The organism is Roseateles sp. UC29_93, assembly GCF_042695725.1.
Lineage (GTDB): Bacteria > Pseudomonadota > Gammaproteobacteria > Burkholderiales > Burkholderiaceae_C > Roseateles > Roseateles noduli_A.
In genome coordinates this window covers 431,546-453,308 of the sequence record NZ_CP170545.1, presented here as the reverse complement: position 1 = coordinate 453,308, position 21,763 = coordinate 431,546, and the positions used below count along the sequence as shown (strand labels likewise).

21 protein-coding genes are annotated in these 21,763 nt (G+C 68.6%); 16 read left to right on the top strand and 5 right to left on the bottom strand.

All coding sequences use genetic code 11. The features are described from left to right. The first annotated feature begins 214 nt into the window (after positions 1-214). The 9 genes from lepA (at position 215) to nagZ (ending at position 8,561) form a co-directional block, all read left to right on the top strand. The gene (lepA, locus tag ACFJIX_RS02060) at positions 215-2,023 is read left to right on the top strand and encodes a translation elongation factor 4 (RefSeq protein WP_377157387.1); all 1,809 of its coding nucleotides are present in this window, start codon (positions 215-217) and stop codon (positions 2,021-2,023) included. A 17-nt stretch (positions 2,024-2,040) separates the two neighbouring features. Continuing rightward, positions 2,041-3,012, top strand: coding sequence for a signal peptidase I (gene lepB / locus ACFJIX_RS02055; RefSeq protein WP_377157385.1), 972 nt, complete (start codon positions 2,041-2,043; stop codon positions 3,010-3,012). 94 nt (positions 3,013-3,106) lie between these two features. Next, positions 3,107-3,463, top strand: coding sequence for a DUF4845 domain-containing protein (locus tag ACFJIX_RS02050; RefSeq protein WP_377157383.1), 357 nt, complete (start codon positions 3,107-3,109; stop codon positions 3,461-3,463). A 33-nt stretch (positions 3,464-3,496) separates the two neighbouring features. Then, a complete protein-coding gene (gene rnc / locus ACFJIX_RS02045) occupies positions 3,497-4,204 on the top strand; it encodes a ribonuclease III (RefSeq protein WP_377157381.1) in 708 nt (235 codons plus the stop codon). Between the two features lie 268 nt (positions 4,205-4,472). Beyond that, positions 4,473-5,366 (top strand): GTPase Era, encoded by an 894-nt coding sequence (gene era, locus ACFJIX_RS02040; protein ID WP_377161555.1) that lies wholly within the window; start codon positions 4,473-4,475, stop codon positions 5,364-5,366. Positions 5,367-5,371: 5 nt separating this feature from the next. Next, positions 5,372-6,148: a DNA repair protein RecO gene (gene recO, locus ACFJIX_RS02035; RefSeq protein WP_377157379.1), complete on the top strand. Its 777-nt coding sequence runs from the start codon at positions 5,372-5,374 to the stop codon at positions 6,146-6,148. Continuing rightward, positions 6,145-6,927: a pyridoxine 5'-phosphate synthase gene (locus ACFJIX_RS02030; RefSeq protein ID WP_377157376.1), complete on the top strand. Its 783-nt coding sequence runs from the start codon at positions 6,145-6,147 to the stop codon at positions 6,925-6,927. The genes recO and ACFJIX_RS02030 overlap by 4 nt, the downstream gene beginning before the upstream one ends. A 70-nt stretch (positions 6,928-6,997) precedes the next feature. After that, positions 6,998-7,423 carry a holo-ACP synthase gene (gene acpS / locus ACFJIX_RS02025; RefSeq protein ID WP_377157374.1) on the top strand — a complete coding sequence of 142 codons (426 nt, stop codon included), beginning with the start codon at positions 6,998-7,000 and terminating at the stop codon, positions 7,421-7,423. A gap of 52 nt (positions 7,424-7,475) precedes the next feature. After that, positions 7,476-8,561, top strand: a complete 1,086-nt coding sequence (gene nagZ, locus ACFJIX_RS02020) for a beta-N-acetylhexosaminidase (RefSeq protein WP_377157372.1) — start codon at positions 7,476-7,478, stop codon at positions 8,559-8,561. 18 nt (positions 8,562-8,579) lie between these two features. Here the strand turns inward: nagZ and ACFJIX_RS02015 are convergent, their stop codons facing one another. After that, positions 8,580-9,023 (bottom strand): STY0301 family protein, encoded by a 444-nt coding sequence (locus tag ACFJIX_RS02015; RefSeq protein ID WP_377157370.1) that lies wholly within the window; start codon positions 9,021-9,023, stop codon positions 8,580-8,582. Between the two features lie 35 nt (positions 9,024-9,058). On the opposite strand from ACFJIX_RS02015, the gene ACFJIX_RS02010 reads away from it, so the two are divergent. Both ACFJIX_RS02010 and ACFJIX_RS02005 read left to right on the top strand, forming a co-directional pair. Next, the gene (locus tag ACFJIX_RS02010) at positions 9,059-9,712 is read left to right on the top strand and encodes a hypothetical protein (RefSeq protein ID WP_377157369.1); all 654 of its coding nucleotides are present in this window, start codon (positions 9,059-9,061) and stop codon (positions 9,710-9,712) included. After that, positions 9,709-10,128 carry a lysozyme inhibitor LprI family protein gene (locus ACFJIX_RS02005; protein ID WP_377157368.1) on the top strand — a complete coding sequence of 140 codons (420 nt, stop codon included), beginning with the start codon at positions 9,709-9,711 and terminating at the stop codon, positions 10,126-10,128. Before ACFJIX_RS02010 ends, ACFJIX_RS02005 begins: the two co-directional genes overlap by 4 nt. 47 nt (positions 10,129-10,175) lie before the next feature. Here the strand turns inward: ACFJIX_RS02005 and ACFJIX_RS02000 are convergent, their stop codons facing one another. Further along, positions 10,176-11,231 carry a DUF2314 domain-containing protein gene (locus ACFJIX_RS02000; protein WP_377157366.1) on the bottom strand — a complete coding sequence of 352 codons (1,056 nt, stop codon included), beginning with the start codon at positions 11,229-11,231 and terminating at the stop codon, positions 10,176-10,178. Between the two features lie 508 nt (positions 11,232-11,739). Here ACFJIX_RS02000 and ACFJIX_RS01995 point away from each other — a divergent pair. Genes ACFJIX_RS01995 through ACFJIX_RS01975 form a run of 5 tightly spaced genes read left to right on the top strand, consistent with a single transcriptional unit; the run spans position 11,740 to position 19,629 of the window. Then, positions 11,740-13,230 carry an SWIM zinc finger family protein gene (locus tag ACFJIX_RS01995; RefSeq protein WP_377157365.1) on the top strand — a complete coding sequence of 497 codons (1,491 nt, stop codon included), beginning with the start codon at positions 11,740-11,742 and terminating at the stop codon, positions 13,228-13,230. Beyond that, a complete protein-coding gene (locus tag ACFJIX_RS01990) occupies positions 13,227-14,891 on the top strand; it encodes a DUF5691 domain-containing protein (protein ID WP_377157363.1) in 1,665 nt (554 codons plus the stop codon). The genes ACFJIX_RS01995 and ACFJIX_RS01990 overlap by 4 nt, the downstream gene beginning before the upstream one ends. Continuing rightward, complete coding sequence (locus ACFJIX_RS01985) at positions 14,888-15,994, top strand: AAA family ATPase (protein WP_377157362.1); 1,107 nt, start codon at positions 14,888-14,890, stop codon at positions 15,992-15,994. Before ACFJIX_RS01990 ends, ACFJIX_RS01985 begins: the two co-directional genes overlap by 4 nt. 33 nt (positions 15,995-16,027) lie before the next feature. Further along, positions 16,028-18,409, top strand: coding sequence for a DUF5682 family protein (locus tag ACFJIX_RS01980; RefSeq protein ID WP_377157361.1), 2,382 nt, complete (start codon positions 16,028-16,030; stop codon positions 18,407-18,409). Beyond that, positions 18,406-19,629, top strand: a complete 1,224-nt coding sequence (locus ACFJIX_RS01975; RefSeq protein WP_377157360.1) for a VWA domain-containing protein — start codon at positions 18,406-18,408, stop codon at positions 19,627-19,629. The genes ACFJIX_RS01980 and ACFJIX_RS01975 overlap by 4 nt, the downstream gene beginning before the upstream one ends. Before the next feature lie 64 nt (positions 19,630-19,693). On the opposite strand, the gene ACFJIX_RS01970 is transcribed toward ACFJIX_RS01975, so the two are convergent. From ACFJIX_RS01970 to ACFJIX_RS01960, 3 genes are read right to left on the bottom strand one after another with little or no spacing between them, the layout of a single operon-like run. Further along, complete coding sequence (locus ACFJIX_RS01970; RefSeq protein ID WP_377157358.1) at positions 19,694-20,338, bottom strand: DJ-1/PfpI family protein; 645 nt, start codon at positions 20,336-20,338, stop codon at positions 19,694-19,696. A 50-nt stretch (positions 20,339-20,388) separates the two neighbouring features. Next, positions 20,389-20,961: a GNAT family N-acetyltransferase gene (locus ACFJIX_RS01965; protein WP_377157357.1), complete on the bottom strand. Its 573-nt coding sequence runs from the start codon at positions 20,959-20,961 to the stop codon at positions 20,389-20,391. Beyond that, the gene (locus ACFJIX_RS01960; protein WP_377157355.1) at positions 20,958-21,761 is read right to left on the bottom strand and encodes a redoxin family protein; all 804 of its coding nucleotides are present in this window, start codon (positions 21,759-21,761) and stop codon (positions 20,958-20,960) included. The genes ACFJIX_RS01965 and ACFJIX_RS01960 overlap by 4 nt, the downstream gene beginning before the upstream one ends. Positions 21,762-21,763: the final 2 nt, after the last annotated feature.

The following is a 21,763-nucleotide window of genomic DNA, read 5'->3' as shown; positions in this document are numbered from 1 at the left end:
ACAATGAAAGCCCAACAAGCAGTTGCCATACGTTTTGTTGGAAGGCGCGTCACCGTTTAGACGTGCCTTTTTTTTATGTCCCGTTCAGGTCCCGCGAAGGGCCCTGCATCACCGCCTCGATCGACCGTCCCCAGCATGTTCAGCATGCATCAGCGTGCGCCGCTCGAGCGTCGCTGGAAGTGGCGGACGAACCGCGCGGTCTCCGTCCGAGTCCATGAACCACATCCGCAATTTCTCCATCATTGCCCACATCGACCACGGCAAGAGCACGTTGGCCGACCGGATCATCCAACGCTGCGGCGGGCTGTCGGATCGGGAGATGGAAGCGCAGGTGCTGGACTCGATGGACATCGAGCGCGAGCGCGGCATCACGATCAAGGCGCAGACCGCCGCGCTGCAATACAAGGCGCGCGACGGTCAGGTCTACAACCTGAACCTGATCGACACCCCGGGCCACGTCGACTTCTCGTATGAAGTGAGCAGATCGCTGTCGGCGTGCGAAGGCGCGCTGCTGGTGGTCGACGCCAGCCAGGGCGTCGAGGCGCAGACGGTGGCCAACTGCTACACCGCGCTGGAGCTCGGCGTCGAAGTCGTCCCGGTGCTCAACAAGATGGACCTGCCGTCGGCCAACCCGGACGGCGCGAAGGCGGAGATCGAGGAAGTCATCGGCATCGACGCCACCGATGCGATCCCGTGCTCGGCCAAGACCGGCATGGGCATCGACGAGATCCTGGAGGCGGTCATCACCCGCATGCCGCCGCCCCAGGGCACGGTCGAGGCGCCGCTGCGCGCGATGATCATCGACTCCTGGTTCGACAACTACGTCGGCGTGGTGATGCTGGTCCGCGTGGTGGACGGCACGCTGAAGAAGAACGAACGCATCCGCATGATGGCGACGAACGCCATCTATCCGGCCGAGCACCTGGGCGTGTTCACGCCCAAGTCGGAGAACCGCGATCAGCTCAACGCGGGCGAGGTCGGCTTCATCATCGCCGGCATCAAGGAGCTGTCCGCGGCGAAGGTGGGCGACACCATCACGCTGGAAAAGAAGCTCCCCAACAACCTGGGTCCGGCCACCGAGGCACTGCCCGGTTTCAAGGAGATCCAGCCCCAGGTCTTCGCCGGCCTGTATCCGACCGAAGCGAGCGAGTACGACCAGCTGCGCGACGCGCTGGAGAAGCTCAAGCTCAACGACGCGTCGCTGCGCTTCGAGCCGGAAGTCTCCCAGGCGCTGGGCTTCGGCTTCCGCTGCGGCTTCCTCGGCCTGCTGCACATGGAGATCGTGCAGGAGCGCCTGGAGCGCGAGTTCGACCAGGACCTGATCACGACCGCGCCCAGCGTGGTGTACGAGGTCCAGCTGGGCGACGGCACGGTGATCGAGGTGGAGAACCCCTCGAAGATGCCGGAGCAGAGCAAGATCGCCGAGATCCGCGAGCCGATCGTGACGGTCCACCTGTACATGCCGCAGGAGTACGTCGGCGCGGTGATGACGCTGGCCAACCAGAAGCGCGGCGTGCAGCTGAACATGGCCTATCACGGCCGGCAGGTGATGCTGACCTACGAGATCCCGTTGGCGGAGATCGTGCTGGACTTCTTCGACAAGCTGAAGTCGGTCTCGCGCGGTTATGCGTCGATGGACTACGAGTTCAAGGAATACCGCGCGTCCGACGTCGTGAAGGTCGACATGCTGATCAACGGCGACCGCATCGACGCGTTGTCGCTGATCGTGCACCGGGCCCAGTCCCAGTACCGCGGCCGCCAGGTGGCGGCCAAGATGCGCGAGATCATCCCGCGCCAGATGTACGACGTGGCCATCCAGGCGGCCATCGGCGCCAACATCATCTCGCGCGAGAACATCAAGGCCTTGCGCAAGAACGTGCTGGCAAAATGCTATGGCGGTGACATCAGCCGCAAGCGCAAGCTGCTGGAGAAGCAGAAGGCCGGCAAGAAGCGCATGAAGCAAATCGGTTCGGTGGAGGTGCCGCAAGAAGCCTTCCTGGCCATCCTCCAAGTCGAAGAATAAGTCTCCGCATGAAAGCCATGAGCGCACTGACCGGGTTGCTGTACGTGACCCTGATCGCCTACCTGGGCGGCTGGTACCAGGGCTACTGGAACGGCAACTTCTCCCTGCTGCTGCTGATCCTGACCACGGTGACGCTGGCGTACTGGCTGGCCGAGCGCTTCCACTTCCAGCCCTCGCGGGAACGCGCGGCGGAGCGGCTGGCCAAGAACGACGAACAGCGCCGCGCCTCGCTGGCCGCGCAGGGCATCCAACGCGTCGACGGCGACGTCGAGGGCGCGCGCGAGGAGATCTTGCGCCAGCCCTGGTGGCTGGACTGGACCGCCGGCCTGTTCCCGGTGATCCTGATCGTCTTCCTGCTGCGTTCGTTCATGTTCGAGCCGTTCAAGATCCCGTCCGGCTCGATGGTGCCGACGCTGCTGATCGGCGACCTGATCCTGGTGAACAAGTTCCACTACGGCGTGAGACTGCCGGTGATCAACAAGAAGATCATCAGCAACAACGACGTGAAGCGCGGCGACGTGGTCGTGTTCCGCTACCCGCAGAACCCCAGCATCGACTACATCAAGCGGGCGGTCGGCCTGCCGGGCGACGAGATCGCCTACCTGAACCAGAAGCTGTACGTGAACGGCAAGCAGGTCGAGACGGTCGCGCAGGGCGAGTTCTTCGACGAGGATCCGAACTCGATGCGCTTCCGTTCGCGCTATACCGAGAAGCTGGGCGAGGTCGAGCACCAGATCCTGGTGGACGCGCAGCCGCAGGGACGCATCGGGAAGCTGTACGACTTCCCCTACAACGAGAACTGCAAGTACACGCTGGAAGGCGTGACCTGCAAGGTGCCGGCCGGCCACTACTTCATGATGGGCGACAACCGCGACAACTCGCAGGATTCGCGCTTCTGGGGGTTCGTGCCGGATGAGAACATCGTGGGCCGCGCCTTCGTGGTCTGGATGAACTTCGGCAGCCTGAAGCGCATCGGCGGCATCCAGTAAGACCCGCCGACACACCGGCTGACACATCGATTCACGGATTGCCGGCCAACGATCGACTACGCTGTTCCAACAACAACCACCGGAGTGATACGTGATGAGGGCACGGAAGATTCAACGGGGCATCAGCCTGCTGGGACTGCTGTTCTGGGCGGTCATCATCGGCGGCGGGTCGGTGATCCTGCTGCGCGTCGTACCGACGGTGATGGAGTACTACACGATCCAGCGAGCGATCGACAAGATCGCCAAGGACGGTCCGTCGACCGTGCCGGCGGCGCGCGATTCGTTCGAACGCACCAAGCAGATCGAGTATTCGATCGTCAGCATCGAGCCCAAGGACCTGATCATCACCAAGGTCGACGACAAGGTGAAGATCAGCTTCGCCTACGACAAGGAAGTGCCCTTGTTCGGCCCGGTGTTCCTGGTGATCAAGTACAAAGGCGAGTCACACTGACCGCACTGACCACCGCTTCCCTGACCACCGTCCATGACACCGCAAGCGCTTGACGCCCTCCAGCAACGCCTCGGCTACCGCTTCAAGCAGCCGGGCCTGCTGCAGCGCGCGCTGACGCATCGCAGCTTCGGCCAGCAGCACAACGAGCGGCTGGAGTTCCTGGGCGATGCGGTGCTCAACCTGACGGTGTCCTCGCTGCTGTTCGACCGCTTCGCCGGTTCCGACGAGGGCGACCTGACCCGCATCCGCGCGCACCTGGTGCGCGAGGACAGCCTGCACCGGCTCGCGCTGCTGCTGCAGATGCCGGAAGCGCTGCGGATGAGCGAGGGCGAGGCCCGCGGCGGCGGCGGCCAGCGGCCGTCCATCCTGGCGGACGCGCTGGAGGCCGTGATCGGCGCCGCGTTCCTGGACGGCGGCTACGAGGCCGCGCGCGAGATCGTGCGCGGGCTGCTGGGCGAGACGATCGCCGCGAGCGGCATCGAGCAGTGGGCGAAGGATTCGAAGACGGCACTGCAGGAATGGCTGCAGGCGCGCAAGCTGCCGGTACCGTCCTACCGCATCGCCGAGACGCGGGGCCAGGCCCACGCGCAGACTTTCACCGTCGAATGCGAAGTGGCCGCGCTGACGCTGTCGCGCCGCGGCGAGGGCCGCTCGCGCCGGATCGCCGAGCAGGAGGCCGCCCGTCAGGTGCTGGACGAACTGCTCGCCGGCGATCGGCCCGGCACCGGCCTGCGCGACTGACGCGGAGCCCGCGATGAACGCACCGACCACTCCGAGGACGCCGAAATCGACGTCCTCGTCCGATTCCGTTTCTGCTTCTTCCCTTTCCGATACCCCTGTTTCCGAGGACCCTGATCTGAACGCCCCGCACGACCCCGCCACGCCGCACGACCCCGAGACCTCGCTGGACCATGACGCCATCGCCCCCGACGACGAGGGCGACGTGCACGACGAGCACGAGGACGATGAAGGCGGCGAGCTGTCCCCGGTCCAGGGCGGCATCGGCGCGATGCCGTACGAGGGCGACCTGCGCTGCGGCCTGATCGCGATCGTCGGCCGGCCCAACGTCGGCAAGTCGACGCTGCTGAACGCGCTGGTCGGGCAGAAGGTCTCGATCACCTCGAAGAAGGCGCAGACCACCCGCCACCGCATCACCGGCGTGCGCACCGTCGACGAGGCGCAGTTCGTCTTCGTCGACACGCCCGGCTTCCAGACGAAACACAGCAGCGCGCTGAACCGCAACCTGAACCGCACGGTGCAGGGCGTGCTGGCGGACGTGGACCTGGTGCTGTTCGTCGTCGAGGCTGGCCGTTTCGGCCTGGACGACGCGAAGGTGCTGTCGCTGCTGCCGCAGAACAAGCCGGTCGTGCTGGTCGCCAACAAGCTGGACGCGGTGACGCGCCGCGCCGAGATGATGCCCTGGCTCAAGAGCATGCAGGAGCGCCGCAACTTCACCGAGTTCGTGCCCCTGTCGGCGAAGAAGGACTCGGACGTGCAGCGCCTGTTCCAGATCCTCAAGCCCTACCTGCCGAACCAGGAATGGTTCTACGAGGAAGACGCGCTGACCGACCGCAGCGAGAAGTTCATGGCCGCGGAGATGATCCGCGAGAAGCTCTTCCGCCTGACCGGCGACGAACTGCCCTACGAAGCGACAGTGATCATCGATCGCTGGGAAGAGGAGGGCAACCTGCGCCGCATCGCCGCGACCATCGTGGTCGAGCGCGACGCCCAGAAGGGCATGATCATCGGCCAGGGCGGCGAGCGTCTGAAGCGCATCGGCTCCGAGACCCGTCAGGAACTCGAGAAGCTGTGGGATGCGCGCGTGTTCCTCGAGCTCTGGGTGAAGGTCCGGTCCGGCTGGGCCGATTCCGAAGAACACTTGAGAAGCTACGGCTACGAGTGAGGCCCATGGCCACCCGCGCCACCAAGCCGCCCGCGACGCAGGCGGCTTTTGTTTTGCACCATTACGACTGGAGCGAGACCAGCCTCGTGCTGGACCTGTTCAGCCGCGAGCACGGCCGGCTGGCGGTGGTCGCGAAGGGCGCGAAGCGGCCGTACTCGCAGCTGAGATCGGTGCTGCTGCCCTTCCTGCGGCTGCAGGTGACGCTGTCCAAACCGTCGAAGATGAACGAGGACGGCGCGGCCGAGGTCCAGTCGCTGCGCGGCGCGGAGTGGGTCGGGGGGCAGACGCTGCCCAGCGGTGCCGCGTTGTTCAGCGGCTATTACGTGAACGAGCTGCTGATGAAGTTCCTGCCTCGGCAGGACGCGCAGCCGGAGCTGTTCGACGCCTACGCGGCGCTGCTGCCGCAATTGCGATCGGTGGACGATGCGCACGCGGCGCTGCGGGCCTTCGAGCTGAAGATGCTGTCGATCTGCGGCCTGCTGCCCGACCTGAGCGTGCTGTCCACGACGCAGGCGCCGCTCGATCCGGAGCGGCTCTACATGCTCGTGCCGGAGTCCGGCGTGATCGTGCCGACACACGACGCGCCACAGCTGACGGGACAGGCCTTCATCCAGCTCCAGGCGGCGCTGCTGCACGGCAGCCAGGCGGCGCTGCAGCAGGCCTGCGAGCTCGCGGGTCCGGCGCTGAAGCCGTTGTCGCGCGCATTGCTTCACTATCATCTCGGGCATCGTCCATTGCGGACGCGGCAAGTGCTGCTCGACGTCCAGAAGCTGCTCACATGAATCCGCTGATCGCTCCCGAATCCGGCCGCCACGACGCGCGATGCGCGCTGTCGGTCAACGTCAACAAGGTCGCGCTGCTGCGCAACACGCGCCACCTGGGCATCCCCAGCGTGACGCGCGCGGCGCAGCTGTGCCTGGAGGCTGGCGCGCAGGGCATCACCGTGCATCCGCGACCCGACGCGCGGCACATCCGCGCCGAGGACGTGCGCGAGCTCGCCACGCTGATGAAGGCCTGGCCGCAGGCCGAGTACAACATCGAGGGCAACCCGACGCAGAACCTGATGGACTTCATCCGCGAGCTCAGGCCGCATCAGGCGACCTTCGTGCCGGACAGCGAGGACCAGTTCACCTCGGACCACGGCTGGAACCTGCCGGCCGACGCCGAACGCCTGCGTCCGATGATCGCGGAGTGCAAGTCGCTGGGCGTGCGGGTGAGCCTGTTCATGGACCCGCTGCCCGAGGCGATGGCGCACGTGGCCGCGCTGGGCGCGGACCGCATCGAGCTCTATACCGAGACGTGGGCGAGCGCCTTCGGCACGCCACGCGAGGCCGAGGTGGTCGCGGCCTTCGCCGCCGCGGCGCGCGCGGCGCTGGCGCAAGGGGTGGGCATCAACGCCGGCCATGACCTGAACCGCGACAACCTGACGCGCTTCCTGCGCGAGGTGCCGGGCGTGGCGGAGGTCTCGATCGGCCACGCGCTGATCGCGGACGCGCTGGAGCTCGGCTACACCGAGGCGGTGCGCGACTACCAGCGCTGCATCCAGCGCGCGTACGTCTGATTGCACTTCCGCACGTTATGCCCACACGGCGGGCACCAAGCGCGCACGCGCTGCGCATGAAAGGGCCGCGATGATCTACGGCATCGGCACGGACGTCTGCGACATCCGGCGCATCCGGGAGACCTTCCAACGGCGCGGCGTGCGCTTCGCCGAGAAGGTGCTGGGCCCGCACGAGATCGAGGTGTTCCGCGAGCGGTACGCCAAGGTCGAGGCGCGGGGCATCGCCTACCTGGCGACGCGGTTCTCGGCCAAGGAGGCGTTCTCGAAGGCGATCGGCATGGGCATGCAGATGCCGATGACGTGGCGCGCCTGCGAGATCGTCAAGGCGCGCAGCGGCAAGCCGGGCATCCAGCTGCACGGCGCGCTGGCCGAGTGGTTCGAGGCCAAGGGGCTGAGCGCGCACGTCAGCGTGAGCGACGAGACCGACTATGCGACGGCGTTCGTCGTCGTCGAGACACGCGATGGCACCGAGGCGCGATCCGGACGCGCAACCTGACAACGACAGCTGAAAGCGCCATGACGCGCGACCAACGAAAGAGACACAGTCAATGACCGAGCATCTTCATTCGCCCGTGATCCTGGACATCGCCGGCACGACGCTGACCGCGGACGACCGCCGCCGGCTGGCCCATCCGCTGACGGGCGGGATGATCCTGTTCGCGCGCCACTTCGAGAACCGCGCGCAGCTGACCGCGCTGTGTGCGGAGGCGAAGGCGATCCGCCCCGATCTGCTGATCGCGGTGGACCAGGAGGGCGGTCGCGTCCAGCGTTTCCGCACGGACGGCTTCACGGCGCTGCCGGCGATGCGCGCGCTCGGCGAGCTGTGGATGGACGACGCGATGCGCGCGATCCAGGCGGCGACGGCGACGGGCCTCGTGCTCGCGCTGGAGCTGCGGGCCTGCGGCGTCGACATGAGCTTCGCGCCGGTGCTGGACCTGGACCATCAGGACGCGAGCCGGCAGTCGATCAGCCCGGTGATCGGATCGCGCAGCTTCCACAGCGATCCGCGCGTGGTGAGCCTGCTGGCGCAGAGCCTGATGCAAGGCCTGGCACTGGCGGGGATGGCGAGCTGCGGCAAGCACTTCCCGGGACATGGGGCGGTGAGCGTCGATTCGCACGTGGGCGTGCCGGTGGACACGCGGTCGCTGAAGGCGATCCTGGCGGAGGACGTGCGGCCCTTCGAATGGCTGAGCCTGAGCCTGTCGGCGGTGATGCCGGCGCACGTGATCTACCGCAAGGTGGACAGCCGGCCGGCGGGTTTCAGCCAGCGCTGGCTGCAGGACATCCTGCGCGACCGCCTGGGCTTCGCCGGCGCGGTGTTCAGCGACGACCTCGGCATGGCCGCGGCGCGCGTGATCGAAGGCCGCCCGGTGGGTTACGCGGAGGCGGCGCTCGCGGCGCTGGGCGCGGGCTGCGACCTGGTGCTGCTGTGCAACCAGAGCCTGGAGCAGGGCGGCCGCGCGATCGACGAGTTGCTCGACGGCCTGACCGACGCGCAGGCGAAGGGCACGTGGACGCCCGCGATCGACAGCGAAGCCCGCCGCGCGGCGCTGGTGCCGCAATCGGCCCCGCTGACGTGGGATGAGTTGATGCTGGCGCCGAGGTATCTGGAAGCGCTGGCGCGCTTGCCTTGAGGGGCGCGGCCCCGCTGCTCAGCGGCAGTTGACCGAGCGGATGGTCATCATGGCGCCGGGTTCCTTGCGCATGATGGCCGTACATTGGACATAGCCGGCAAGTGGTCGCGTCAGAACGAGCCGGGTGCCCGTGTAGCTGCAGATCGCGAGCGGGCGATCGAGCGTGGCGACGTTCCAGATCAGCGTTTCCGTGACGCCGCCTTTCGCGTCGCGCTGGGTCTTCAAGTCGTCGTAGATGGCACCTTGGTGCTCTTCGATGGGACCTTGGTTGATGCGGAAGCCGCCGAGGTCGTGTGTCGCCTGTGGCACCTCACGCGAGGCCGTGAACCCTTCAGGTACCTCTGCAGCTTCCTGCTTCGTGGCGGCCCATTCGGTGGGGCAACTGAAAGACGCGGGCGCGGCGCAAGCCTGAAGACCGGTGAGGGCCAGAAGGATGGCGATGGCGGTCTGAGGCAGGGACATGGTCACCATTGGATCGTTGCGTAGGCAGAACCGCGATGCAGGTAGTCGTTCCTCTGCTTGCGGGTCACAGGATCGAAGTAGACCTTCCGCTCCTGGATGAACTGCAGACCGCGGTACTGCTCGATGATCGTAAAGCCGACGACGCCACCGTTCTCAAGGAGAATCCGATGACGAAGGTCATCGTCCTCTCGGCAGAAATGAAATGGCGCGAAACGGCGATATACATGCGCGATGCTCCGATTGATGCCCGGTTGCCAACCTACCACCACGTCGAGCCAGACGCGGCGCTGCCCGCGCTCGGAGCGCGTGCGCCATTCCGCGCGGTGATCGTGGCTGAAGTCTCCGTGACCGCCACCCAGCAGAATCGCATCAGCGATTGGCTCGTGGCCGAAGGATGCCTCTACGCGATGGCATGGGGCGTGGCGGCGAGCAGTTGGGATGATGCGGTGGATTGGGCCAACCTCGCACGGTTCGATTACAACGTGCCGGAGCGTTCGTTCGTGTTGACGACCTGGCACGACGATCAGCCCTTGAGCGAGGTCTTCGACTTCGCCATCCAGTGCGCCAGTCATCCCATAGCGCCTCTCGACGAGTTGATCGTCGTTCATGTGGCCGCCGACGAAGATCCTGAGCGAATCTACTCCGCCTACCGGGCCGCACTTCCCCCAGACCTCAAGGAGCATCCATGACAAGGAACGTTCTCCGTCTCGACCGCGTCAATGCGCGACGCCTCGCCCTCGCGGCACTGGTGATGTCCGCCGTCTCGTCCGCGCACGCGCTCGACTGCGCCAACGCCGTGAGCACGGTGGACATGAACGACTGCGCCGCGCAGGAGCAGCAGCAGGTCGAGAAGCAGCTCAATGACGTCTATCGCCGCGTGCTGGCGGAGACACCGGCCAAGGTCGGCGGCGCCAAGCCGGCGAAGCCGAAGGAGAGCCTCGTCGCCGCGCAGCGCCTGTGGGTGAAGTTCCGCGAGGCCGACTGCAAGGCGGTGCTCGACTTGTGGTCCGAAGGTTCGATCCGCAACCTCCAGTACCTCGGCTGCATGCGCGATCACGCGCAATTGCGAATCAAGCAGCTCGAGGCGTTCAAGACGCAGCCCTGACGGCGGCGGGGCACTGTCGCTCGCGACATGCTGCGCCGGAGAAAGACTCAGCGCATGCGCTCGATGATCTTGCTGGTCTCGTTGCCCTCGAGTCGGCCGTCGGGATAACGGCGGATGTAGTCGAACAGGTCGCGCTGGGAGACCTGCACCTGCTGCCCCGCGTGCAGCGCGGGGATCCCGGCTGGCTCGTTCTTCAGCAGGCCGGTGATGGCGTCGCCGGACCAGGTCATGACTTCCACCCACATCCATTCGACGCCGCCCTCCGGCCGCCTGAAGGGGGCCTTGACCTGGATGAACTCTCCGGGTTGCAGCCCCTTGTTGAAAGCGTCGCGCAACGCCGGCAGCTTCGTCTTTGCCGCGTTGCTCGCCGCCGCCAGTGCTGCGTCTCCGCTCCGGATCCACGACACGGGTTCCTCGACCGAGCCGAACAGCCCCGTCAGAAAGGCATCCTGACGCGCCCCCTCGTCTTTGCCCGAGACGTGATCGAAGCGCAACGACAACAAGCGGTTATCCGGATCGCCGTGTTCGCGGGAGCCGGCAACCACCAGCAGCACGGCTTTGCCCGAGCCCTTGGCCGACAGCTGATCGAGCAGCCGCTGCCGGACATCGCCGTGTCGGATGGCGCGCAGATCGAGCTCGAAACGACCCTGTGCACCCATGGTCGCGCCTTCGCCCAGGCGCTGCGCGAACGCATTCAGCAGCCATCCCATGCGGCCGTTCGACGACCATGGGAACTGCGCCACGACCACGTCGGGGAGACCGAACTTGACCATGCCCAGCGAGATCGCGCGTACGAGCTTGTCGTCGTTCTGGTAAGCGTGGATGACGGTCTGCTGCGAGACGTCGGGCAGGTCACCCGACCAACTGTTGAGGCGGCGCTTGCGCCATTCATCGGCGGAGAAGACCTCGCGGGTCTCTTCATCCCAGAGGACACCTCCGGTCGCGCGCGCCACCTGCTCGGCAACCAGCAGCGAGCTTCGATAGGCGCTCATCCGCTGCGTCGACGGATGGGCGAAATCCATGATCAGCGCCGTGCGCGATCGGGTGAGCGCCACCGCCTGTTCCTTGCTCAACCCGCGACCGAAGCGCTGGATCTGTTCCACGTTCGGCGGGGGCGTAGGTCGTGGCCACATTCTCGTTGAGCGTCGCTCTCACGACGGCGATCTTCGGCGGCGCATCGAGCTTCTGCGTCAGCGTCGGCGCACCGGCCGTGGCCTTCAATGCCTGACGCAGCGCCTCCATCGGAGGCGCGGACGCCTTCTCCGGAAGATAGACCGCGAACTGATAGGCGATGGCTCCAGTGCTCAACAGCGGACCGGCCGGAATGACCTCCGGAGCGGCTTCTGCGGCACTCCCGGTTCCCATCGTGAATGCCAGTACCAGCGCCCCTGGCATGGCGCCCAGCCACCGCCGCATCTGCTTCCTCATCGACAACACGTTCTCCCTCGCTTGTGTTCTCTGTTCTTCGTTCGGCAGGAAGTCTACGTGCCAAAGATGGCGTCGCCGTGGTCGCAGGGCTGCCCGAGGACGTGGGCGGGCGCCGATGTCATTCACTGCAGCTAGACTCGCCCCCAACTCACCCACAACGATTCGACCAGGGAGCGGGCCAGCATGTCGCTGACCATGGAGGGCGTGCTGGCGCTGGCGCCGGACGAGGCATCGGCGAAGGCCGCGCGGGGACTGACCTCGCCGGCCAAATGGCCGTTGCTCGGCGCCGATGACGCCGCCGTCTGGGGCGAGTGCCAGGGCAGCGGCTCCAAGCCGTATCAGACGCAGGTCGACCTCAACGGCCCCGCCTTCCGTTGCTCCTGCCCCAGCCGCAAGTTCCCCTGCAAGCACGGCCTCGCGCTGCTGATGCTGCGGGCGCAGGACGCCTCCCGCTTCACCCCTGCCGCGCCACCCGCCTGGGTCGCCGAATGGATCGCCTCCCGCGGCGAGCGCGCGCAGAAGAAGGAAGAACGCGACCAGCAGGCCGTCGAACGCGCCGCCGAACGCGCCGCGCAGATCGCCGACGGCGTCGATCCCGCGCAGGCGACGTCGGCGCTCGCCGATCCCGACACCGCACTCAAGCGAGAGGCCCAACGCTGGCGCCGCATCGAGGACGCAGCAGCCGAACTGCAACGCTGGCTCGGCGACCAGATCGGTCGCGGCCTCGGCGTGCTCGACGATGCCGCGATCCGCGGCTGGCGCACGATGGCGGCGCGGATGGTGGATGCCCAGGCGCCGGGTCTCGGCCAGCGCGTCGTCGCTGCCGCGGAGGGCTGGCGCGTCGGCGCCGACTGGCCCGAACGCATGCTCGCCCGACTCGGGCTGCTGCAGCTCGCCTGTGCGGGCATTGCGCGTCGCGGGGCGTTGCCCGATCCCGTTCAGGCCGACCTGCGCACGGTCTGCGGCTGGCCGATCGAACAGGCGGAGGTTCTCGCCACCGGGGAACGCGTCACCGATCGTTGGACCGTGCTCGGCGTGATCGTGGAGGAGCGCGACGCGCGCCTGAACGAACGCCGCGTCTGGCTGCGCGGCGACCGCTCGGGCCGGCGCGCGTGGCTGCTCGATCACACGCACGGCGGTCGCGGTTTCGACGGCATGTGGGTGGCCGGCATCGCCGCCGACCTGACGCTCGCCTTCTATCCCGGCAGTGCGCCGCTGCGAGCGCTGATCGCCGAGGCTTCACCGCCGCCCGAGCCGAAAGAAACGATCGGCACGGCCGGCACGGCCGGCACGATGGATCTCGACGGCTCGGAGGTCTGGCGGGACGAACGGCAGAACGAACGGCAGAACGAACGGCAGAACGAACGGCAGAACGAATGGCAGAACGAATGGCGACGCGTCGCCGAACGCGTGGCCGCAAATCCCTTCGCGCTGCTGCATCCCGTCGTGCTCGGGCATGCGACGCCGGTCGCGTCCGAGGCGGGCCCGCATCTCATCGCTGACGGCCGCGCCGTGCCGCTGCAGGTCGGCGATGCCGACTGGTGGTCGTTGATGGCCGTCGCCGGCGGGCACCCGATCGCGGTGATGGGCGAATGGGATGGCCGCGGGCTGCGTCCGCTGACCGCGTGGCGGTCGGGAGCGATGGGCCCTGCGTGGACGAGGAGCGCCGCATGAGCGCCTGGACGCCGCTGCTGCCCGTCGCGATGGTCGGCACCGATCGACAGCCGGGACCCTTGCCCGAATGGCCGGGTGAGATCGGCGCGCTCGTGGCGCTCGCGGCTCAGGCGGCCGATGTCGCCGGCCATCCGGCGGGCCAGGTCTTGCGCACGATGGCCGTCATCGCTCCGTGCGAGGCGGCCGGCATGCAGGATCGCGTCTGGACCGCGCCGTTGCCCGAGGCCGCCGCGGACGATCGCCTGGGCGTCGTGCCGGCGCGCGTCGACGGCGCTGCCGGCTCGCTGCACACGCTGCTGCGCTGGGTCCTGACCGAGGCGCCCGGGCGCCTTCAGCAGCAGGCGTTCATGGATCTGGCCGCGGCAGGCTTGCGCCTGCCCGAGAGCTTGTTGCCGTTGGCGCTCGACGTTGGACGCCGCGCGGTCGCCTTGCGAGCCCCGCTGCTGCCGGTGCTCGGCGAGCGCGGGCTGTGGCTGGCCCGGCAGCGCGAGGACTGGCACTACGCCGCCGGCGCCGGTGGCGACGCGCCCGGCGAGACGCACTGGACCGAAGGCACGCTGGAACAGCGTCGCGCTTTCCTGGCGCGCGAGCGCGCCGTCGATGCCACCGCGGCCCGGAGCCGCCTGGAATCCGCGCTGACGGAACTCTCCGCGAAGGAGCGCGCCGACCTGGTGGCGCAACTGGCGGTCGGGCTCGGCATGGGGGACGAGGCGCTGCTCGATCGGCTGCGCGCCGACCGCAGCCGCGAGGTGCGCGACGTCGCGCTCGATCTGCTGCTGCGCCTGCCCGACGCCGCGCATCCGCGACGCGCGATCGAGCGGCTCGCGCCGCTCGTGCGCCGCGAGCGTGCGCTGCTGCGCCAGCACTGGGTCATCGACGCACCGCAAGCCGCGGCCGCCGACTGGCCGTCCGATCAGATGGTCGTCGCTCGTCCGTCCACCGAGAAGCTCGGCGAGCGCGCCTGGTGGCTCTATCAACTGGTGCGCCAGGTGCCGCTGGGCTGGTGGACCACGACGACCTCGATGACGCCCGCCGAATTGCTCGGCTGGGCCGCCAAGACCGATTGGAGCGAAGCGATGATGCGCGGCTGGTTCGACGCACTGGCCGCGACGCGCGAGGTCGAGTGGTGCGAAGCCTTCCTCGATGCCTTGCAGGCGTCCGTCGGCAGTGCGGCTCAGGCGAACGTGCCGCTGCAGATGCATCAGACAGCGCAGGCGCTCAACTGGCTGCCGCAGGCCCGTCGCGAGCGCCACTGGCTGCGACATGTGCAGCAGGGCTCCTTGCCGCTGTCGGCCCTGATCGCGGCGGCAAGCGGCGGAGAGACGCTCGGCACCGAGCTCTCGCGCGCGCTGACCGGACAACTGCTGACGCGCGCCCGCGCCGGCACGCTGAAGGACGATTACGCCGTCCGCGCGATGCTGGTCGACTTCGGCGCGGTCGTTCATGCCGACAGCCTGTCCGCGTACGCGTCGCTGGCCGACATCCGCGCCGCCGACGAGACCGCTGCCCACGCGGAGCAGCTGCAGGCCGTCGCGCAGACGGCCGCGCTGCGCCGTGCCTTGCTCGCCCTGCCGAACCCCCTGCCGAACGCCCTGTCTGACGCCCTGTCTGACGCCCACCAGCGCGCTCCCCAACCCGATTCGATCCCGAGGACCTCATGACGACTTCCACCGAGACCTCCGCCGCCTCGCAGCTCCTGCGCCGTCATGCGGAGCACCAGTTCGCCGAAGAGCTCGCCGAGCTGAAGCGCCAGGACACCCGCACGCGTCCGGAGAACTGGGCGATGTCGCCGTGGGCCGTCCTGCGCTACCTGATGGGCGGGACGCTGGAGAACGGCTTCGAGGTCAGCGCCAAGTACATCGGCGACGAGCGGCTGATGGAGATCGCCATCGCCACGCTCGCGACCGATCGTGCGCTGCTGCTGTACGGCGTGCCGGGCACGGCGAAGTCGTGGGTGTCGGAGCACCTGTCGGCGGCGGTCAGCGGCGATTCGACGCTGCTGATCCAGGGCACCGCCGGCACCGGCGAGGAACAGCTGCGCTACGGCTGGAACTACGCGCAGCTGCTGGCCAACGGACCCAGCGAGGCGGCGCTGGTGCCCAGCCCGATGATGAAGGCGATGCGCGCCGGCAAGATCGCGCGCATCGAGGAACTGACGCGCATCCCCGCCGACGTGCAGGACAGCCTGATCACCGTGCTGTCGGAGAAGACGCTGCCGGTGCCGGAGCTTGGATCCGAGGTGCAGGCCACGCGCGGCTTCAGCGTGATCGCCACGGCCAACAACCGCGACAAGGGCGTCAACGAGCTGTCCGCCGCGCTGAAGCGCCGCTTCAACACCGTCGTGCTGCCGGTGCCGGCGAGCGAGGAGGCCGAGGTGTCCATCGTCGTCAAGCGCGTGGCCGAACTGGGCGTCGCGCTGCAGCTGCCCGCCGAGCCGCCGGCGCTCAAGGAAGTGCGGCGCATCGTGCAGATCTTCCGCGAGCTGCGCAACGGCCGCACCGAGGACGGCAAGACACAGCTGAAGTCGCCCAGCGGCACGCTGTCGACGGCGGAGGCGATCTCCGTGATCAACAGCGGCATGGCGCTGGCCGGGCACTTCGGCGACGGCGTGCTGCGTCCGCGCGACGTCGCGTCGGGCCTGCTCGGCGCGGTCGTCAAGGATCCCGTGCAGGACCAGGTCGTCTGGAACGAATACCTCGAGACGGTCGTCAAGGAACGCACCGAGTGGAAGGACCTGTACCGCGCCTGCCGCGAGCAGTCCTGAGCCGGTGAGTCTCCCGAGATGTCCTGAGCGGTCATGAGCGATCCGGTCCATTACTTCGGCGTGCGGCATCACGGCCCCGGCTGCGCGCGCAGCCTGCTCGCCGCGTTCGAGGCGCTGAAGCCCGACTGCGTGCTGATCGAGGGTCCGCCCGAGGCCGACGGCCTCGTCGCTGCCGTGCTCGACCCCGCGATGGCGCCGCCGGTGGCGCTGCTGACGCACGGCGTGGAGGAATCCGGCCGCGCCGTCTATCACCCGTTCGCGAGCTTCTCGCCGGAGTGGCAGGCCTTGCGCTGGGCGGGCGTCGCCGGCGTGCCGGTGCGGTTCATCGATCTGCCGGTCGGTGTCTCGCTTGCTCTGGAGAAGGCGAGGGAAGAAGCGACGGCCGACACGCCCGATGTGGACGAGGCTCAGGCGGATGCCGCGACGGAAGAGCCCATCGAACGCTCGGCGCGTCGCGGCGATCCGCTGGACTGGCTCGCGCGCGCGGCCGGCTACGCCGATGGCGAGACCTGGTGGAACCACATGGTCGAGGAGCGCGGCGACGGCGAGGACCTGTTCGCCGCGATCTCGGAGGCGATGACGACCTTGCGCGCCGAGTCCGGCGACGACGAGACGCTCGATCCCCGGACGCCGCACGCCCATCGCGAGGCACTGCGCGAGGCCCACATGCGCCAGTGCATCCGCGCGGCGCGTAAGGAGGGCTTTGCGCGCATCGCGGTCGTCTGCGGCGCGTGGCACCTGGGGGGCTTGCGGGCCGAGGTCACCGCGAAGGCCGACCAGGCGCTGCTCAAGGGCCAGCCCAAGCTCAAGGTCACGAGCACCTGGGTGCCGTGGACCTACCGGCACCTCGCGCGCGAAAGCGGCTACGGCGCCGGCATCCACTCGCCCGGCTGGTACGAACACCTGTGGCTCAGCGGACTCGACGGCGAGCGCCGTCCCCGTGCGATCGGCTGGCTGGCACGCGTGGCGCGGCTGATGCGCGAGCGTGATCTCGATTGCTCCTCCGCCCATCTGATCGAGGCGGCCCGGCTCGCCGACACGCTGGCCGCGTTGCGGCAGCGGCCCGCGCCGGGCCTGGACGAATTGCACGAGGCGACGCGCACCGTCATGACGCTGGGCGACGAGGCGGTGCTCGGTTTCATCCGCGACGAGCTGGTCATCGGCGATCGCCTCGGGAGCGTGCCGTCCGACGTGCCCACCGTACCGCTGCAGCGCGATCTGGAGCAGCTGCAGAAGTCGCTGCGCATGAAGCCCGAGGCGACGCAGAAGACGCTGGACCTCGACCTGCGCCAGCCCAACGACCTCGCGCGCAGCCATCTGCTGCACCGGTTGCGGCTGATCGATCTGCCGTGGGGCGAGATCGCGCGCACGGGCAAGTCCTCGCGCGGCACCTTCCACGAGATCTGGACGCTGCAGTGGCAGCCGGAGTTCGCGCTGCGCGTGATCGAGGCGAGCCGCTGGGGACAGTCCGTCGCGCGGGCGGCCACGACCGCGGTGGCCGAGCGCTGCGGGCGTGGTGCGACGTTCGGAAACGCCAACGGCGCCGGTGGTGCCGGCAGTGCGGTGAGCGCGCTGAGTGCCGGCAAGGGCCCCACGCTCGCCGCGTTGGCCGAGCTGGTTGATCGCGTGCTGCTGGCCGACCTGCCGGAGGCGGTGACGATCGCGTCCCGCGCGCTGCAGGACCATGCCGCCGTCACCGGCGATGCCGACCAGTTGCTGGGCGCGTTGCCGCCGCTGGCCAACGTCTTCCGCTACGGCAATGTGCGGCAGACCGATGCGGCGATGGTGGGGCAGGTCTTCGACGGCCTCGTGACGCGCGCGGCGATCAGCCTGCCGCTGATGGGCGACTCGCTGGACGAGGCCGCGGCGGAACAGATCCGCGATCGGCTTCTTGGCGCGCAGGCGGCGGTGCGGCTGCGCGATCCGGGCCGCCAGTCCGAGCCGTCGACGCAGTGGCGGGCCGCCATCGCGCAACTGGCCGGCCGCGAGGGCGCACACGCGCTGCTGCGCGGCCTCTGCACGCGACTGCTGCTGGACGACGGCCTGATCACGGCGGACGACGCCGGCACGGCGATGTCCTTGCAGCTGTCGCGCGCGGCGGAACCGGCCAGGGCCGCTGCGTGGCTCGATGGATTCCTCAATCGCAATGCCGTCGTGCTGCTGCATCACGACGGCGTCTGGCCGCTGGTCGACGCGTGGCTGAGCGGGCTCGACGACGAGCACTTCATCCGCGTGCTGCCGCTGGTGCGTCGCACCTTCGCGCATTTCGACGCGGGCGAGCGACGCGACCTCGGTCAACGCGCGGCGCGCAAGGGCGGCGGTGCCGGCGCTGTGGTGGCAGCGGCGGAGTGGGACGAAGCGCGCGCGGCGCTGCCCCTGCCGTTGCTGCGACTGATGCTGGGAGTGGATGCATGAGCGCGCCTGACGACTTGAAGGACCCGACGCCCGTCGTGACCGGCTCCGCGACGACGACCGATGCGGATCGCCTGCGCCGATGGCGCCTGGTGCTCGGCGGCGAAGCCGAGGACAGCTGCGGCGGCCTGAACGGCGACGCGGTGGAGATGGACCAGGCGCTGAGCGCGCTCTACGGCGACGGCGGCGGCTTGGGCGACGACCGGCGAGGCGGCCGTGGAAACTCCGCGCCGCGCGTGGCACGCTGGCTCGGCGACATCCGCAAGTACTTCCCCAGCTCGGTCGTGCAGGTCATGCAGAAGGATGCGCTGGAGCGCCTGCATCTGCGCGACATGCTGCTGCAGCCCGAGATGCTGCAAGGCGTGCAGCCGGACGTGCATCTGGTGGCGAACCTGATGGCCCTGTCGCGGGTGATCCCCGCGGGGACGAAGGACACGGCGCGTCGCGTCGTGCGCCAGGTCGTCGACGAGTTGATGAAGCGGCTCGAGGAACCGATGCGGGCGGCGGTGACCGGTGCGCTCGACCGCAGCCAGCGCAACCGCCGGCCGCGGCTGTCGGAGATCGACTGGCACCGCACGATCCGCGCCAACCTGCGGCACTGGCAGCCGGGGCTGCGCACCGTGATCCCCGAAACGCTGCACGGCTACGGCCGCAAGGCGCGGCGTCCGCAGCGCGAGGTGGTGTTGTGCATCGACCAGAGCGGGTCGATGGCCAACTCGGTCGTGTACTCGAGCATCTTCGGCGCGGTGCTCGCGTCGCTGCCGGCGGTGAGCACGAAGCTGGTGGTCTTCGACACGGCGGTGGTCGACATGACCGAGCAGCTCGACGATCCGGTCGATCTGCTGTTCGGCGTCCAACTGGGCGGCGGGACCGACATCAACGGCGCGGTGGCCTATTGCCAGTCGCTGATCCGCGAGCCGCGCAACACGATCTTCGTGCTGATCTCCGACCTGTACGAAGGCGGCGTCGAGCCGCAGCTGCTGCGCCGCGCGGCGTCCCTGGTCGAGAGCGGCGTGCAGTGCGTGGCCCTGCTGGCGCTCAGCGACGAGGGCGCACCGGCCTACGACCGTGCGCTCGCAGCCAAGCTGGCGGCGCTGGGCGTGCCGTCGTTCGCGTGCACGCCGGATGCCTTCCCGGGCCTGATGGCCGCGGCGATCCGGCGCGACGACATCGGCGCGTGGGCGGCGGGGCAGGGGATCGTGACGGCGGCCAAGGGCGCCTGAGCCGCGCCCGTGGGCGTCGGTGCCGGACGGACGATCGGCCCGCCGGCTCGTCTCAGACTCGGGCTCAGCGTCCGCCCGCGCCCTGCGCCATCTTCGCGAAGTACGCCGACTGGCCGGTCTTGTTGAGCTGGTACCAGGCCTCGAGCGTCTCGGGCTCGTAGATGTCGAGCGTGTCGAAGATCGCGCGGGCGAAGTCCAGCGCCGACATGCCGCCCGCGGTGATCAAGCCGCGGTCGATCACGACGGGTTCGTCGACGTAGCGGTCGCTGCCGGCGTACTCGTCGACGCCCTTCAGGTAGGACAGCGCGTTGCTCGTGTGCTGCCGATCGTCCAGCACGCCGAGCCGCGCGAGGCCCGCCGTCGCGCCGCAGATCGCGGCGACGCGCTTGCCGGCGTCGAGGAACTCCTTGGCCTTCTTCGCCGCTTCCATGTGCTCGCCCTTGTCCCAGCCCGCGCCGCCGGGAAGGATCAGCAGCTCGCTGTCGTCGGGGAACAGCGTCGACAGGCGGATGTCGGGCATCACCGACAGCCCGCCCATCGAACGCGCCAAGTTGGCGCCGGCGGCGGCGACGGTCTTCACCTGCCAGTCACCGGGCGTCTTCTGGAATTCGGGCGTGTTGATGCCTGCGACCGCGTAGGCGGCCTCCCAGTCGGCGAAGCCCTCGAAGAGGTAGAGATGGACGGTGCGGGTGGGGGCGGTGGTGCTCATGCCGACATGGCGGCAAGGTGCGTGCCCGGCGGGGAGCGCCGTGGAGGCTTTCAGGTTGCAAGCGGCTTGGCGAGGCGGACCATCATCGTCTGCGTCAGCTGATTGGGGCCGCGCTCGGCTTTGGCGTAGCCGTTGCGGGTGTACAGCTCAATCAGCGGCCTGTTGGTCTCGGAAGTCCAGGTGCAGCAGAGCGATACCTGGCGCTCACGGAACCAGCGCTCGGCGTGCGCGAGGAGGCGCTGCGCGACGCCGAGCCGACGCGCGTCCGGCGTGACGTAGGTCGTCGAGATCAGACCGAACGGCGCGGTGCTGGGCGTGTCGGCATCGGATTCGATGCGATAGATCGTGTGGCCGACGATGTCGCCAGTCGCGTCCTCGGCGACGACGACTTCCGCGGCGCGTCCATCGAGATGCCACCGCACGCGATCGTGCAGCCAGTCCATCGAATACATGGCGCCACCGGCGGCCTCGCCTTCGACCTCGATCAGCGTGTCGCGCATGCGCTGGGCGACGAGAGCGATCGCGGCGGTGTTGTCGAGGGAGATCGGGCGGAGCTGCATGACGTGTGATCGGACAGGGGCGCGTCGGATGTTACGCGGCGAGGGCGAGATGGCCGGCTTCAACGCAGCTGCGTCAACATCGCCTCCAGCGCTGGCTGCGACAGCTCGCCGGTGCGCTTGCCGATGAGTCGTCCCGAGGCATCGAAGAGCAGCGTGGTGGGATAACCCGCCTGCTTGAACACCGCGCTGGCCCAGCGGCGTTCGTCGATGGCGACATTGCTCATGGTCAGGCGCTGCTGGCTCAGCCATTTCTCGACATGGGCCGCGTCCTCGCCCTGGTTGATGAAGACGAAGCGCACATCGGGCCGGTCACGCTGCGCCTGCGCGAGCATGGGCATCTCGCGGATGCACGGCCCGCACCAGGTGGCCCACAGGTTGATCAGCACGGGCTTCCCGCGCAACGCGGCGAGATCGATCGCCTCGCCGTTCAACTGCTCGAAGCGCAAGGCCGGCAGCGGTTCGGCTGCGGGCCGCATGGCGAGCTGGATCTGCCCCGCGATCACGATCGCCGTGCCCAGCGCCAGCGGCACGCTCGCCGAGAGCCGCATCGCCGGCGCGTTCCTCAACTTGAAGGTCACGTACATCCACATCGCGACGATGCCGACCTCGGGCGACCAGCCGCCGTCGCGCAGGTTGAGGATGCTGAGCGGGTGCTCGGCGTACAGCTCCTTGTACTGGTAGAGGAAGCCGAGCCGCGCGAACACGATGGCAACCCACAGGCTGCGCCACAGCAGCGGTCCCGCGTCCTGCCCGCGCTTGCGCTTGAGGAAAGTCGCGACGGCCAGCGACGCGGCCACCGCCGCGCACAGGTGCAGGAAGGCCCATGGCAGTACCAGCGGGCCGATGGCGACGGCCTCGTTCATCG